Raw genomic sequence first — 13,958 nt, 5'->3', positions numbered from 1 at the left:
AGCGTCCCGGCGAAACATTTTTTGTTACCTCAGCCGGGACGCCCGCCAATGAGCAACGATCAAGACGACAACAAAGACAACTCCAACGCCACCGATGCCCTGCCCGACAGCAGCCGCCGTCGCTTCCTCGGTGGCGTGGCCGTGCTCGGCGCAGGCGCCGCCCTCAGCGCTACCGCCCAGGCGGCCGACAAGGCCCACCCGGATGGCCCAGGCCATGCTCTGAGCGCTACCGAACTGGACAAGGCGCTGCAAGAGCACGTCAAGACGGTGGTGGTGATTTACGCCGAGAACCGCAGTTTCAACAACCTCTTCGCCGATTTCCCCGGCCTGCAGCAACCGCTCGCCCAGGCCAGGCCCGATCACCTGCAGCAGAAGGACCGCGACGGCAGCGCCCTGCCCCATCTGCCACCGAGCTGGGGCGGTGTGCTGCAATTGGGCCCGCAGACCATCGAAGGCATCACTTACGCCGCCGGCATCCAGTATCAGGAAAACCTGCCCAACGTGCCCTACGCGCTCAAGGGGCCGAACGGTGAGCCCTTGCCGATGAGCCTGGTGACCCGCGACCTCTGGCATGTGTTCTACCAGAACCAGATGCAGATCAACGGTGGCAAGAACGACATGTTCGCCGCCTGGGCCGATTCCGGCGGCCTGACCATGGGCTACTACTCCCAGAGTGCGTATGCCCTCTACCTGTGGAACCTGGCGCAGGAGTTCGTGCTGTGCGACAACTTCTTCCAGGGCGCCTTCGGTGGCTCGTTCCTCAACCATCAGTACCTGATCGCCGCGCGGCCGCCGTTCTACCCCGACGTGAAGAACTCCCCGGCCAAAAGCCAGATCGCCACCTTGATGAGCGACGATCCGGCCGACCCGCGCCTCAAGCCCACGGACAAATCGCCCGCCAGCGCGCTGGAAGGCGCCCCACTCTTCGGCCCTAGCGCCCTGACCCCGGATGGCTACGGCGTCAATACCATGAGCCCGCCGTACTGGCCGACTCAGGTCCGCGATGCGGAGCATCCTGAACAGGCCAAGCCGGGCCAGGCAAACGTCATGGTGCCCCAGACCCACGAGCACATCGGCGACAAGCTGAACAAAAAACACATCGACTGGGCCTGGTACGCCGGCGCCTGGCAGGTCACCCTGGACCAGTTCAAGGATTCGGACGGCATCCCCAAGATTCCTAACTTCCAGTACCACCACCAGCCGTTCAACTACTTCGAGAAACTCGGCCCGCAACACGCTGAAGAGCGCGCCCGGCGCCTGCGCGATGGCGGCCTGGGCGATGACCAGAGCACCAACCGCTTCCTCGCCGACGCCGCTGCCGGCAAGCTGCCTGCGGTGACGTTCTACAAGCCCCAGGGCAACCTCAACATGCATGCAGGGTATGCCGACATCACCTCGGGCGACCGCCATATCAACCACATCGTGCGGACCCTGCAGGCCAGCCCGCAATGGTCGAACATGGTGGTGGTGATCACCGTGGACGAGAACGGCGGCTGGCATGACCATGTGGCGCCGCCCAAGGGCGACCGCTGGGGCCCGGGCACGCGGATTCCGGCCGTGGTGGTATCGCCCTTCGCGCGCAAGGGCACGGTGGATCACACCGTGTACGACACGGCGTCGATTCTGCGTTTGATTACCCGGGTGTTCCGCCTGGAGAAACTCGATGGCCTCAAGCAGCGGGACGAGGCCATGATCGCCCGCGGCCAGGCGCCGATGGGCGACCTGACCAACGCGTTGCGCTTCAAGGGCCAGGCGTAACGGCAGCGAGCGGGCGCTGAACGCTGCGCGGGCAGAGCTCGCTCCCACAGGCGCGCGGCGTGTCTGCCGACTGTGGGGGATTCCATGGTTTTGGGCAACCAGTACCGGCCCCTTCGCAGGCAAGCCTTGCTCCCACAATGGTGCGGTGCGGGAGCACCGTCAGGTTCGCAGCCTGAGGCAAAAGCCCGCTCTTGGCGCTTACAACGTGCCTGGCTCGGCCTCTTGCCTGGCCGCATGGCGCTTGCTCAGCCAGGCACCCACCGCCAGCACCAGCGCAGCACCCAGCACGCTCGCGATGTAATGCACCCACACGGCCGGCCACGGCAACCAGGGCGCCACGGCGGTGTCTGCCACCAGCATGCCGCCAGCGATCCAGCCGATCAGTCCGCCACCGAACTGGATCACCGACGGGAAGCGCTCCATCAGCGTCAGCACCAGGCGGCTGCCCAGCACGATCAGCGGAATACTGATCAGCACCCCGGCCGAAACCAGCCAGATATTACCTTGCCCCGCGCCTGCCACGGCCAACACGTTGTCCAGCGACATCACCGCATCGGCGACGATAATGGTCTTGATCGCGGTGATCAGCCGCACGCCGCCGTCGATCTCGGGATCGTCATCATGGGACGACAGCAACTTGATCCCTACCCACAGCAGCATCAGCGCGCCGACTACCTTCAAGTACGGTAGCGCCAGCAATTCCATCGCGAAAAACAGCAGCACCACGCGCAACACGATGGCGCCCGCCATACCGCCCCAGATCGCCTTGCGACGTTGATGAAGGGGCAGCTTGCGGCAGGCCATGGCGATCACCACGGCGTTGTCACCACCCAGCAGAATGTCGATCGCGAGGATCTGTAGGAGGGCTGTCCAGATGCCCGGGTCGGTAAGCCATGTCATGTGATTGCCTTTTACTGACGGTCTATGGATCGCTGCAAGGTGCAGATTGAATACGACCGACAAGGTTACCGGATTACGCCACTCGATATTGCGCCGGTGGAAGCAATCCTGCCCAATGGTTAAGTTGCTATGATCAGCGTTTTTCATACAAGAGAGCGGTGATATGAGTGCAACGGTTCTGGTGCTGGTTGAGACCATCGGCGACTATCTGCCTCTGCTGGAGGCCGCCGGTTTTCGCCTGATCGTCGCGCCGACCCCGCAAACCCGCGCCGACGCGGTGCGTGAACATGCCGAGCAGATCACTGCGGTGCTGACCCGCGGGCCCCTGGGGTTGCGCGCCGACGAGATCGACGCCCTGCACAAGCTGGAAATCATCACCGTGATTGGCGCCGGCTACGAGCAGGTCGATCTGGCGGCAGCACAGCGTCGCGGCATTGTCGTGACCAACGGTGCCGGCGTGAATGCTTCGTCGGTGGCTGACCATGCCCTGGCGTTGCTGCTGGCCAGCGTACGCAACGTGCCGCAGCTCGATGCGCTGGTACGCCGCAGTGGCTGGACCCGAGAAATGCGGCCGTCCCTCGCGGGTAAACGCCTGGGCGTGTTGGGTCTGGGGGCGGTGGGTATGGCCATCGCCAAGCGCTGCGCTTTGGGTTTCGACATGCAGGTCAGCTACCACAATCGACGCCCGCGTCTGGATGTTGGCTATCAGTACTGCGCCACGGTGCTGGAGCTCGCGACGCACTGTGATTTTCTCGTGGTCGCCACCCCCGGTGGCAGTGGCACCGAGCATCTGGTCGGCAGTGCCGAGCTGCAAGCCCTGGGCCGCGACGGCTTTATCGTCAACATCGCGCGGGCCAGCGTGATTGATACCGCAGCATTATTGCAGGCCTTGCAGAGCGGGCAGATCGCCGGTGCCGGCCTCGACGTGTTCGATGATGAACCGCGCGTTCCGGATGCGTTCAAGACGCTGGACAATGTGGTGCTCACCCCGCACGTGGCCGGGCTGTCGCCCGATGCGGTGGAGGCAACAGTGGTCATGGTGATCGAGAATCTGCGGGCGTACTTTGCCGGGTTGCCGGTGCTGACGCCTGTCGGTGCGTGAGGCGGCAGATTTGTGGCGCGGCATATGACCCATTCGCAGGCCATATGCCTTGTTTCAAAGCCTCAAATCACCCCACAGGCCATGCGCGCACCGCCACCACCCAGTGGCGCCGGCATATCGGCGTGGTTATCACCACCGGCGTGCACCATCAGGGCATGGCCGGTCACTTCAGAGAGTGTCTTCAGGCGCGGCGCCAATACCGGATAGCTGGCCGTGCCATCAGCATTGACGTAGATCGCCGGCAAGTCGCCCAAGTGGCCCGCACCGTAAGGGCCCAAGTGCTTGCCGGTCTTGTCCGGATCGAAGTGCCCGCCCGCTGCCCCTGCCGCCACGACTTTGCCGTCGGTGGTAGCCGAAGCGCAGCTGCCGTTCTGGTGCACGTGAAAACCATGGATGCCAGGCGGCAGAGACTTGAGCTGCGGCGTGAACAACAGGCCGTACTGGGTTTCCTCGATCTTCACCAGGCCAATCGGCTGCGGCGCACCCTCGGCGCTGACCAGATTGATCTCGACTTCCTTGCTTGCCGCTTGGACGCTGCCAATCGACAGCGCTGCCATGAGCGCTAACCAGCCATAGGGTTTCATCCTGCCTCCATGTACGTATTGTTCGAAAAGAAAGGGTAGCTCAATGCACGTGCATGGCTACCCTGTCTATCAACGCATGAAGGCTTGCATAGTTGAATGAAATAACCCTTCAGACTGTTACAAGACTTTTTTACGGAGCGATTTTGCCGAGCTGTCTTACGAGCGATCAGTCCAGCGCCCGCAGACGATACTGCGGCGGCAACTGCTCGAAGCCGCTGATGGTAGCGTTCAGGCTCTTCCAGCGGCCGTCCTTGATGCCGTAGATGCAACCATGGATCGACAGGCTCTGACCACGATGCCAGGCATTCTGGACGATGCTGGTGTGACCGACGTTGGCGACCTGCTGGATGACGTTCAACTCGCACAGGCGGTCGACCTGCTCTTCTTCAGTCGCCAGCTGTGCCAGCTCGTTGCGTTTTTCGTAGTACAGATCGCGGATCGAGCGCAGCCAGCCGTCGATCAGGCCCAACTGGCGATCCTGCATGGACGCGCGCACACCGCCGCAGCCGTAGTGGCCGGTGACCAGGATGTGTTTGACCTTGAGCACGTCGACCGCGTACTGGATGACCGACAGGCAGTTGAGGTCGGTGTGCAGCACGACGTTGGCGACATTGCGGTGCACGAACAGATCGCCGGGCAGCATGCCGACGATTTCGTTGGCCGGCACGCGCGCGTCGCTGCAGCCGATCCACAGGTACTCGGGGGTTTGCTGACGTGCCAGTTTGGCGAAGAATTCGGGATCTTCCTGCTTGATCGCCTCGGCCCAGCGCGCGTTGTTATCAATCAGTTCTTGTAGATCGTTCATGTTCAAGCCTCAAGTACGGTGCACAGCCTTTGACTCGGCCCAGTGCCACGAGGTCACGCCAAATGTCATCGGTGAATGATTTTGAATCCTCACCGCGCCCTTGGGTCAACCTTATTAAGGCCCCGAACTGGAGGAAATACCATGACTGAATCACAACGCCCTTTCGGCGCTACACAGCCGGAACCTATTGATGACAACGAAGACCGCATGGGCTCCATGGAGGAGCTGGATTTCAACGCGGACGAACCCACCGGCAAGATCGGTGACACCATTGCGGAACGTGAGCTGCGCCAGGAGCTGCCGTTGTCGCGTGAGCGGGATGCTGGCTTGACCGGGGCGTCTACAGACGACCACGAGCCGACCGATGATGACATGAGCCCCGAGACCCTGATCCACGAGGACGGCGCGCGTTCGCCCAACGAGATCGGCGTGGGCGGTCCGGACGACGAGGACCTTAGTATCGTCGACGAAGACGAGATCGGTGGCGGCAACGGCCTGGATGAAGCAGAGCTGGCGGAGCGCGATCCAGTGGACGGCAATCGCTGAGTCGCGAAGCTTTATGTGGGAGCGAGCTCTGCTCGCGAAGAGGCCAGCCAAGCACCGTTTAAACCGCTTCGGCGCCGGACGCACAAGCCCGCTCCCACAACCCCGCCAAAGGGTTATTCGAACAGCGTGCAGGCCATGACCAAGGCGTCCTCGCGGCCGCCTACCGCAGGATAGTAATCGCGCCGGCGACCGATCTCGTTGAAGCCAAAGCGCTCGTACAGGCGATAGGCCGACTGATTGCTGGAGCGCACTTCCAGAAAGCACTCTCGGCCATTGGTTTCATAGGCCCGGGCCATCAAGTGCTCGAGCAGGCGCAAGCCCAGACCACGCCCCTGACTTTCAGGCTTGACGGTGATATTGAGCAGGTGGGCCTCATCGATGATCACATTGATGACGCCATGCCCCACTTGCTGCGCGCCCTCGAACATCAGCCAGATCTCGTAGGACTTGAGCCCATCGGTGAAGATGCCGCGGGTCCAGGGGTGACTGTAGGCGGCAAATTCGATCTTCAGTACAGCATCCATATCCGCCTCGGTCATCCGGCGAAAACTCACGGCATCACTCATCACGGTTCTTCCAGCGCACCATCAGCCGGCGCATGGCTTGCCAGACGCCAGCCTTGCGCGCGGGCTCTTCCATCAATAATTCGAGACCCGGCAGGGCCCAGGCGACGCCGAGGCCTTCAACCTGCAGCTCGCGATCATAACTTTCGGCATTGGCCTCGCCAGCAAACCGTACCGCTGGCAGGCCGATCAGCCACAGGCATACACACGGCTGCTGCTCCATCTGCATGGCGACCACCCCTTGCACGAAATCCCGCGCGGCATCCGGGCCCTGATCGAGGTTGCCTCTGGCCAGCAACGGCCAGCGCACTGGCTCGCCGAGAATCTGCGGGCTGTCTGACAGACCGGCCGCGCGGAGCATGTCCTTGAGCAGCAGATAGGCCGGATCGCGGCTCTGCAACGGCTCGCCAGTGGGCAGTTCGACCAGCAACAGGCAAGGGCCGGAACGCAGCAACTGCAGGGCAAAGCGCGGTGGCGGCACGGCGATGGGCTTGGCCACCACGGGGGCCTCAGCCGGCTCGTCCAAGGGCTTGCTGCCTGGGCGCGGAGTCGGCGAGGGTCGTGGCACCTCGATTTTCGGCCGTTCGACGACTCGGGGCTGTTCGGCGACAGGTGCGGCCACTGGCCTGGCGATTACCGCCACGGGCGCCTCGATGAGCGCAGCCGGCACCTCGAGCAGCTCCAGCCTGGAGGGCGCGGCGAACGGCAATTCGGTGCGCGGCAGCCAGTGCACCACCTGCATGGCGTCCAGATAAGCGCGGCGACGGGACTCGTTTAGCAAGGGCCGACCATCAGTGAAGGGTTAAAGGCGGCAATTCTACCGCTGTTCGCTGATCACCGCCGCAGTCGAGCGAGAAAAACCCGACATATGCCCATGTTGCTCGATCAGGGGCTCAAACGCGGTCCTCTCGATGCAGTACAATCCCCCCCTTTTTATCTGGCAACGAGTCGGCCATCCCATGATCGAACCCAAGCGCGTCCTGCGCGCCCTCGCCGAACACTGGGCCTTGCTCGAGCCGCTGTGCGAACACTTCGACCAAGGCACCCTGAGCCTGAGCGAACTTCGCCAGCAGCTCGGCGCCCAGCAAATCGACAGCACCGCGCAGGACATTACCGCCCTGCTGGACGTATGGATCCGCCTGGATATTCTGGTGCCGGTGGCCAAGAGCCCCAATCGCTTCGAACTGAATGCCCAGATCCATGACTTTCTCGCCTACCTGCGCCGCGAGCACCGGCTGGGGCTGTGCCTCGAAATCGAAGCCTACCTGCGCCACCTCGAGCGCCTGGCCGAGCATATCCAGCAAGCCTTCGATATCCGCGACGGCAACGACCTGGCCCGCCAGCTGCGGCTGCTCGACATGCGCGTGCGCGACGTCCTGAAAAAACTCGCCAACGACGAACAGGCACTGGTATCGGTGGCCGAACGCGCCAAGACCAGCGACCGCCAGATCCCCCTGCGCCAGCGCTACGCCGAAGTACTGGCGACCTGGGACGAATATGTCGAGCCGATGATCAATCTGGTCAACGCTGATGGCGCCTTCGAGCAAGGCGTGCGCAAGGTCGAGAACGTCCTGCTGCGCCTGCTCGGCGAGCAACAACGCCTCGGCCATCTGGTCGACGACGACATGCTCCTGCGTACCCACGCGCGCATTCTCGAAATGCAGACCAGCGCCCAGTTGACCCTGCGCCACGCGCGCGAGCTGCTCCTGCCGTTGCGCGAGGAAGCTCGCCGGCACAATGCCGTGACTCGTGGCGCCGCGCTGGCGTTGGCCGCGATCCGCCGTAAAGGCATCGACGCCGTACCCCAGGCCGCCATGCCGATGTTCACTCGCCCGCAAAGCACCTTTCTGGGCAGTGCCAGTCAGGTCGAGGCCTATGTGTACGCGTTGGCCCGCTTCGAGCCCAAGCCGGCGCAATTTCCCCGGGCGCACAAGGTGCCCAAAAGCGGCGAGCCACCGCGGGCACCGCGCACGGTCAAGGAGATGCTCGATCGCTGCGAAGACGCCCTGCCCTTGCCCGACCTGATGGTCTGGCTGCTGGAGCAGGAGCCCACCGGCGCCACCGACGAATTGCTCTACTGGTTCTCGCGTCTGTCGCGTGACAAGCGCTTTTCCCGTCAGCGCCTCGAGCGCCAGGACTACTCGACCCGCGAGCATCGGGTCAGCCTGCAATCCTTCGCTTTGCTGAACAGTGCCGATGCGACACCTGGCACCGTATCCGAACCCTCAGAGCAACCCTCTGCGAGTACCCCACATGCATCTTGATCTGTCTGAACTGTCCCAGCTGGCGCCGATTTTTCGCGAGCTGTTCAAAGGCTTCCACATCAGCCGCCGCGACCCGGAGCTGTATACCCAACTGTCCAACCACCAGGACGCTTACCGCGCTCTGTTCAAGGCGCTGGGTTTCGAACTGGTATGCGACACCCGCGGCTTCTATTACTTTGTCCCCGATCAGGCCGCAGCGCAGGTCAACAAGACCGCCCAGCGCCTGTCGCTGTTTACCTTCATCCTCGTCGAGCACCTGGCCGATCAGGGCCGCGATCCGATCGCCGTGCTCGATGGTGGCAGCCTTGGCCGCGACGAACTGCCGTCCTTGCTGGACAAGTACCGCGACCTGTTCATCCAGGCCGAGGTGCAAACCCAGGACGAGCTTGAAGAAAAGATCATGCGCCGCATGACACAGCTCGGCTTCGCCAGTGAAGACAACGGTATCTACCGCTTCCTGCCGCCGATGCATCGCTTCCTCGACGTCTGCCTGTCGGTGCAGCAAGACCGCGATCTGGCGGCCAGCCTGCACAGTCATCTGCCCTTGCCGACGCCGGTGCTGATCGACGAAGACAGCGACGAGAAGCTGCTGCAGACCGACGATCCACTGGACCTCGCCCCCTTCGTCGAAGATGAAGAAGAATCCGAGGAAGCGGCACTCGCCCGTGCCATTGCTCAAGAGCAAAAGGAGATGGACGCATGAGCCAGGAACGCTACGGCATTCGCCGCTTCGCACTGCTCAACACCGCCGGCTACAGCCTCGGCCTGTTCCCGCTGGAACACCCGCTGTCGGTCTACGGTGCCAACAACCTGGGCAAGAGTGCCTCGATCAATGCGCTGCAGTTTCCGATCCTGGCGCGCATGTCGGACATGAGTTTCGGCAAATACAGCCTCGAACAATCGCGACGCTTTTATTTCGCCACCGATACCAGCTACATCCTCTGCGAGGTCTCGCTGCCCCACGGCCCGCATGTGATCGGCGTGGTCGGGCGTGGCCCCGGCGGCGGCTTCGGTCACCAGTTCTTCGCCTATGCCGGCGAGCTCGATCTGGCCCACTACCAGAAGAACGACACCTGCCTGCGGCAGAAAGAGCTGTTCACCAATCTCGAGCAGCAGGGCCTCAAGGCCTATGAGCTCAAGCCCGATGAACTGCGCCGGCTGCTGGTCGGCGGGCATACGTCGATTCCGCTGGACTTGACCCTGATCCCGCTGCGCTCCACCAGCGAGCAGAGTCTGAAGACCTTCCGCGCGCTGTTCATCAACCTGCTGCACATGCGCGAGATCACTGCCGCCAAGCTCAAGCAGCTGTTCCTCGATGCCTTCGAGCACAGCCTGCGCTCGGGCAGCGTCGATTACATCGCGGCCTGCGAAGAAGCCTTCCGCGATGTGCGCCGCATGGAGCAAGACTACAACTCCCTGGTCGCGGCCGGCCCGCTGGTCGAGGCGTTGGCCAATGGCGTGAATCAGCGCGATCTGTTGCGCGGTAAGCTGCATCGCTTGTCGCCGCTGCTCGACAACCTCCTCGGCACCTGGCAGGACTACGCCGGCGTGCGCAAGGAGGAGCTGGTCATCCAGGCCGAGCATTACCGCAGCGAGCAGGATTCGCTGCAAAACGATCAACGCAGCGGCACTCAGGAGCTGATGCGCCTCGAACGCGAAATCACTGGCGTGCAACGCTGGCTGGGCGAACTGTCGGTGCTCAAGCATCGCTTCGCCTTGGTCACCGACGTGAAAGTGCTGGAGCAGCAATTGCTCGCCGCCAAGGACGCCCACGACGAACTCGCCGGCGCCTTGGCGCAGTCTCGCCAGTTCAGCGCCGAAGACCTCGAAGAGCGTCTGCGTGATCTGGAGAAACGCCTGAAGTCGGTGAAGCAGCAGCTCGATCATGCCGACAACAACAGCTATGCGCGCCTGCGCGAAGAGTTCTCGCAGCCGGATGTCGAGCGCCTGATGCGCCTGTTCAACAGCGCGCTGTTCAGCTTGCCGTTGGGCGAGCAAGGGATTGCGCTGGACGACAACGACGCCTGGGTCAAATCGCTGGAGGCCATCCTCGATGGCTTCAAGGGTGAGCGCTTCGAGGTGCCGGGGATCTCCATCGACCTGTCGCACATCGAGCCTCCGGCCCTGCAGGCGCTGGCCGACCGCGCGGCACTGCGCGACCAGAAGGAGCGCTTGGACAAGGAGCTCAAACAGCTCAAGACCCAGCAGGCCGTGGCCGCCGACCGTGCCGCGAGCAAGACCCAGACCGAAGCCCTGTATCAACAAGTGCTGGATGCGCAAAAGGCCCTTGAAGACTACCGCCGCTCGCAGACCTTGAGCGCCGAGGAAGACGACAAGCTCGAACAGCTGGCACAGATGGAGGCAGCGCAGGATGAGCTCAAACGCTCCAGCGACGCATTCACCGAGCGCGTCCAGCAACTCTCGGCGAAGCTGCAACTGATCGGCCGGCAGATCGCTGATATGGAAGCCAAACAGCGCACCCTCGACGATGCACTGCGACGCCGTCAGCTGCTACCGGCGGATCTGCCGTTCGGCACACCATTCATGGATCCGGTCGACGATTCCATGGACAACCTGCTGCCGCTGCTCAACGATTATCAGGACAGCTGGCAAGGCTTGCTGCGGGTCGATGGTCAGATTGAGGCGTTGTACGCTCAGGTACGGCTCAAGGGTGTCGCCAAGTTCGACAGCGAAGACGACATGGAGCGGCGCCTGCAATTACTGATCAACGCCTATGGTCATCGCACTGAAGAAGCCTTGACGCTGGGCAAGGCGCGTCGCGCGGCGGTCACCGACATCGCACGCACCTTGCGCAATATCCGTAGCGACTATGACAGCCTCGAACATCAACTGGCGCTGTTCAACCGCGAGATCAACAAGCGTCAGGTCTCCAACCTGCAGAGCTTCCGCATCGTGCTCGCGCCGAACAAGGAGGCGCTCAAACATATCGATCAGATTATCCACAGCGCCGGTCAGTACGAGGAAGGCGAAACCCTGTCGGTGTTCGATCTGAGCCAGAGCGCCGAGCAGGACAACAAGAACGAAGAGGCCAAGGAGTATCTGGCCCGCCTGGTGGCGGCGAACCATAACCAGCTGGGCCTGAAAGATCTGTTCGAGCTGGCGTTCGAGATCACCAAGGTCAACGGCCAGCCGGTGATTCATACCGATATCGACGGTGCAGCCTCCAACGGCACGACCATGACCATCAAGGCGCTGACCAACATGTATCTGTTGCTGCACCTGATGGACCGCGAACAGGCTGGCAAGATTCGCCTGCCGTATTACCTGGATGAAGCGGCGGATATCGATGAGCGCAACCAGGCCGCGTTGCTGGAGACCAGCTTGCAGCTGGGCTTCGTCCCTATCCTCGCATCGGTGAAGCCACAGGTGTCGGCGCGGGTGGCGATCGATCTCGAGGGCGGTAGCGGGCCGAACGGCATCTATATCGACGAGTCGGACTGGAAGTACATTCGTCGTCATGACGAAGTCACCAGGAAGCCTGTGCGAGACGAAGAGCCGGTCTGACGTCACTGAGATAGCGACGCCGATAGCCACTCGCAATGGGTGGCTGTCGGCAGGACGTGGTAACCGAAGTAGATTCGATCCCTTGCCGCTATGCGGGCTCTCGCCTCCCCACAGGGACATTTCCGTAAAGACATCCGCCAGATAACGTTTTCTATTGGTGCAGGTGTCGGGCCCCGCGTGCAAGCCCCCATCCAGATGAGCGAGACGCTGTCGTCACCGGGCGTTCAGCCAGCAAACGACATCACCAAGGACACAGGCCGGCATCGTTTGTGACATTGATCGTGAACCGGGTGTCATGACCTGCCTGATCATTCAGGTAAGGGAAGTGCTCTTCCATTTTCCTGCGTACAGGCTTTCCAGCGGGGCTGATAAGCGTGACGTTCGAGAGGGAAGCCCCGTGCTTGATATCATCCCAAGGATCCACATCCTTCAGTTCCCAGAGAGGCCCATCTGCATTGGCCAATTGTGGGGCACTGTCTTTGTAGACCGCCAGATAACCGTTGCGGCTCGTGTCCAGCGAGTAGAACTGGAAGGGATTATCGGCCTGTAGATCGTCGAACACGGTGAGCTTGTAGCGGTAGCGGTAACTGTCGTGACCTTCGCAGTAATAGCATGCGAACCAGAACCTCAGCCCTATCAGGCGGCCGGACACCATATCCACCCCAAGGCCGACAGGCTTTGGCCCTGAATAGGTATCCCCGACGCTGGCATATATCCACCCATCGTCTATGGCGGTGGGTGCTTTCTCGATATACGTAGCACTTAGCCCATGAACGGCGGGTTTCCCATCCTGCATTTCCCAATGCAGTGTCCCGTGGAAACTCAATTCGGGTTTGTAGGCGATGAACATTGAACTCTCCCTGTTCGTTCTATTTGAGCCAGAGAGATTAATATTAATGAGAGATCCAACACAGCCAGAAACGCTTCACCCTGCATTGAGATGTTTAGCTGGCCTGGCTCCTTCGTGGACAAGCCTTACTCCAACAGGGGTATGACGCAGGTGCTGTGCATACCGTGGGAGCAAGGCTTGCCCGCGAAGCTCTTGATCTTGACTTTGACTTTGCCAGGCACCACAAAGACAAAACCCCCACCTGCCTTCGCAGATGGGGGTTTCGGAATTTAATCTTGACAATGACCTACTCTCACATGGGGAAACCCCACACTACCATCGGCGATGCATCGTTTCACTTCTGAGTTCGGGATGGGATCAGGTGGTTCCAATGCTCTATGGTCGTCAAGAAATTCTGTTTGCCAGCAGACCGTTTGGGCGGTCTTCCAGCGAATCGGGTATGTGATAATTTGTGGGTGTCGCTTCAGAGTCGACGAACTTTCGGTTCGTGTCATCTCCACAGTCACCGCAATCTGATGCTCTTTCGAGTCGCAAATTGCTTGGGTGTTATATGGTCAAGCCTCACGGGCAATTAGTATTGGTTAGCTCAACGCCTCACAGCGCTTACACACCCAACCTATCAACGTCGTAGTCTTCGACGGCCCTTTAGGGAACTCAAGGTTCCAGTGAGATCTCATCTTGAGGCAAGTTTCCCGCTTAGATGCTTTCAGCGGTTATCTTTCCCGAACATAGCTACCCGGCAATGCCACTGGCGTGACAACCGGAACACCAGAGGTTCGTCCACTCCGGTCCTCTCGTACTAGGAGCAGCCCCTCTCAAATCTCAAACGTCCACGGCAGATAGGGACCGAACTGTCTCACGACGTTCTAAACCCAGCTCGCGTACCACTTTAAATGGCGAACAGCCATACCCTTGGGACCGGCTTCAGCCCCAGGATGTGATGAGCCGACATCGAGGTGCCAAACACCGCCGTCGATATGAACTCTTGGGCGGTATCAGCCTGTTATCCCCGGAGTACCTTTTATCCGTTGAGCGATGGCCCTTCCATACAGAACCACCGG

12 protein-coding genes and 2 rRNA genes (1 of these 14 running past the window's edge) are annotated in these 13,958 nt (G+C 61.5%); 6 read left to right on the top strand and 8 right to left on the bottom strand.

Going from position 1 to position 13,958, the window contains the following annotated elements:
• Positions 1 to 48 precede the first annotated feature (48 nt).
• Positions 49 to 1,758 (top strand): acid phosphatase, encoded by a 1,710-nt coding sequence (gene acpA, locus REH34_RS20320; protein WP_311968970.1) that lies wholly within the window; start codon positions 49 to 51, stop codon positions 1,756 to 1,758.
• A gap of 198 nt (positions 1,759 to 1,956) precedes the next feature.
• On the opposite strand, the gene REH34_RS20315 is transcribed toward acpA, so the two are convergent.
• Positions 1,957 to 2,658 carry a TerC family protein gene (locus tag REH34_RS20315; RefSeq protein ID WP_226506721.1) on the bottom strand — a complete coding sequence of 234 codons (702 nt, stop codon included), beginning with the start codon at positions 2,656 to 2,658 and terminating at the stop codon, positions 1,957 to 1,959.
• A gap of 163 nt (positions 2,659 to 2,821) precedes the next feature.
• Here REH34_RS20315 and REH34_RS20310 point away from each other — a divergent pair, with 163 nt between their 5' ends.
• Entirely contained in the window at positions 2,822 to 3,760 is a 939-nt protein-coding gene (locus REH34_RS20310; protein WP_311968968.1) for a 2-hydroxyacid dehydrogenase, read from the top strand.
• 62 nt (positions 3,761 to 3,822) lie between these two features.
• On the opposite strand, the gene sodC is transcribed toward REH34_RS20310, so the two are convergent.
• Both sodC and can read right to left on the bottom strand, forming a co-directional pair.
• Complete coding sequence (sodC, locus tag REH34_RS20305) at positions 3,823 to 4,344, bottom strand: superoxide dismutase family protein (protein ID WP_226506719.1); 522 nt, start codon at positions 4,342 to 4,344, stop codon at positions 3,823 to 3,825.
• Between the two features lie 166 nt (positions 4,345 to 4,510).
• Positions 4,511 to 5,149, bottom strand: coding sequence for a carbonate dehydratase (can, locus tag REH34_RS20300; RefSeq protein WP_226506718.1), 639 nt, complete (start codon positions 5,147 to 5,149; stop codon positions 4,511 to 4,513).
• Positions 5,150 to 5,290: 141 nt separating this feature from the next.
• Between can and REH34_RS20295 the strand changes: the two genes are divergently transcribed.
• A complete protein-coding gene (locus tag REH34_RS20295) occupies positions 5,291 to 5,695 on the top strand; it encodes a serine kinase/phosphatase (protein WP_226506717.1) in 405 nt (134 codons plus the stop codon).
• Between the two features lie 113 nt (positions 5,696 to 5,808).
• On the opposite strand, the gene rimI is transcribed toward REH34_RS20295, so the two are convergent.
• The gene (rimI, locus tag REH34_RS20290) at positions 5,809 to 6,261 is read right to left on the bottom strand and encodes a ribosomal protein S18-alanine N-acetyltransferase (RefSeq protein ID WP_226506716.1); all 453 of its coding nucleotides are present in this window, start codon (positions 6,259 to 6,261) and stop codon (positions 5,809 to 5,811) included.
• On the bottom strand, positions 6,254 to 7,039 hold the full coding sequence (locus REH34_RS20285) for an energy transducer TonB (protein ID WP_311968967.1): 786 nt from the start codon (positions 7,037 to 7,039) through the stop codon (positions 6,254 to 6,256). The genes rimI and REH34_RS20285 overlap by 8 nt, the downstream gene beginning before the upstream one ends.
• A gap of 178 nt (positions 7,040 to 7,217) precedes the next feature.
• On the opposite strand from REH34_RS20285, the gene mksB reads away from it, so the two are divergent.
• The 3 genes from mksB to mksF are packed head-to-tail and all read left to right on the top strand — an operon-like array spanning position 7,218 to position 12,047.
• Positions 7,218 to 8,522: an Mks condensin complex protein MksB gene (gene mksB / locus REH34_RS20280; RefSeq protein WP_311968966.1), complete on the top strand. Its 1,305-nt coding sequence runs from the start codon at positions 7,218 to 7,220 to the stop codon at positions 8,520 to 8,522.
• Positions 8,512 to 9,225 carry an Mks condensin complex protein MksE gene (mksE, locus tag REH34_RS20275; protein ID WP_226506713.1) on the top strand — a complete coding sequence of 238 codons (714 nt, stop codon included), beginning with the start codon at positions 8,512 to 8,514 and terminating at the stop codon, positions 9,223 to 9,225. Before mksB ends, mksE begins: the two co-directional genes overlap by 11 nt.
• Positions 9,222 to 12,047, top strand: coding sequence for an Mks condensin complex protein MksF (gene mksF, locus REH34_RS20270; protein ID WP_311968965.1), 2,826 nt, complete (start codon positions 9,222 to 9,224; stop codon positions 12,045 to 12,047). The genes mksE and mksF overlap by 4 nt, the downstream gene beginning before the upstream one ends.
• 241 nt (positions 12,048 to 12,288) lie before the next feature.
• On the opposite strand, the gene REH34_RS20265 is transcribed toward mksF, so the two are convergent.
• The 3 genes from REH34_RS20265 to REH34_RS20255 all read right to left on the bottom strand — a co-directional run.
• Entirely contained in the window at positions 12,289 to 12,897 is a 609-nt protein-coding gene (locus REH34_RS20265) for a hypothetical protein (RefSeq protein WP_311968964.1), read from the bottom strand.
• A 273-nt stretch (positions 12,898 to 13,170) separates the two neighbouring features.
• A 5S ribosomal RNA gene (gene rrf, locus REH34_RS20260) occupies positions 13,171 to 13,286 on the bottom strand.
• A gap of 161 nt (positions 13,287 to 13,447) precedes the next feature.
• Positions 13,448 to 13,958 (bottom strand): 23S ribosomal RNA (locus REH34_RS20255) (it continues 2,382 nt past the right edge of the window).

The organism is Pseudomonas baltica, assembly GCF_031880315.1.
In the GTDB taxonomy this organism is placed as follows: domain Bacteria; phylum Pseudomonadota; class Gammaproteobacteria; order Pseudomonadales; family Pseudomonadaceae; genus Aquipseudomonas.
Note: the sequence above shows the minus strand (reverse complement) of the source record. Positions and strands in the feature narration are given on the sequence as shown.

Bases quoted from the DNA above. Each gene is read 5' to 3' on its own strand.
- acpA (WP_311968970.1), top strand. From the start codon at position 49: ATGAGCAACGATCAAGACGACAACAAAGACAACTCCAACGCCACCGAT.
- REH34_RS20315 (WP_226506721.1), bottom strand. From the start codon at position 2,658: ATGACATGGCTTACCGACCCGGGCATCTGGACAGCCCTCCTACAGATC.
- REH34_RS20310 (WP_311968968.1), top strand. From the start codon at position 2,822: ATGAGTGCAACGGTTCTGGTGCTGGTTGAGACCATCGGCGACTATCTG.
- sodC (WP_226506719.1), bottom strand. From the start codon at position 4,344: ATGAAACCCTATGGCTGGTTAGCGCTCATGGCAGCGCTGTCGATTGGC.
- can (WP_226506718.1), bottom strand. From the start codon at position 5,149: ATGAACGATCTACAAGAACTGATTGATAACAACGCGCGCTGGGCCGAG.
- REH34_RS20295 (WP_226506717.1), top strand. From the start codon at position 5,291: ATGACTGAATCACAACGCCCTTTCGGCGCTACACAGCCGGAACCTATT.
- rimI (WP_226506716.1), bottom strand. From the start codon at position 6,261: ATGAGTGATGCCGTGAGTTTTCGCCGGATGACCGAGGCGGATATGGAT.
- mksB (WP_311968966.1), top strand. From the start codon at position 7,218: ATGATCGAACCCAAGCGCGTCCTGCGCGCCCTCGCCGAACACTGGGCC.
- mksE (WP_226506713.1), top strand. From the start codon at position 8,512: ATGCATCTTGATCTGTCTGAACTGTCCCAGCTGGCGCCGATTTTTCGC.
- mksF (WP_311968965.1), top strand. From the start codon at position 9,222: ATGAGCCAGGAACGCTACGGCATTCGCCGCTTCGCACTGCTCAACACC.
- REH34_RS20265 (WP_311968964.1), bottom strand. From the start codon at position 12,897: ATGTTCATCGCCTACAAACCCGAATTGAGTTTCCACGGGACACTGCAT.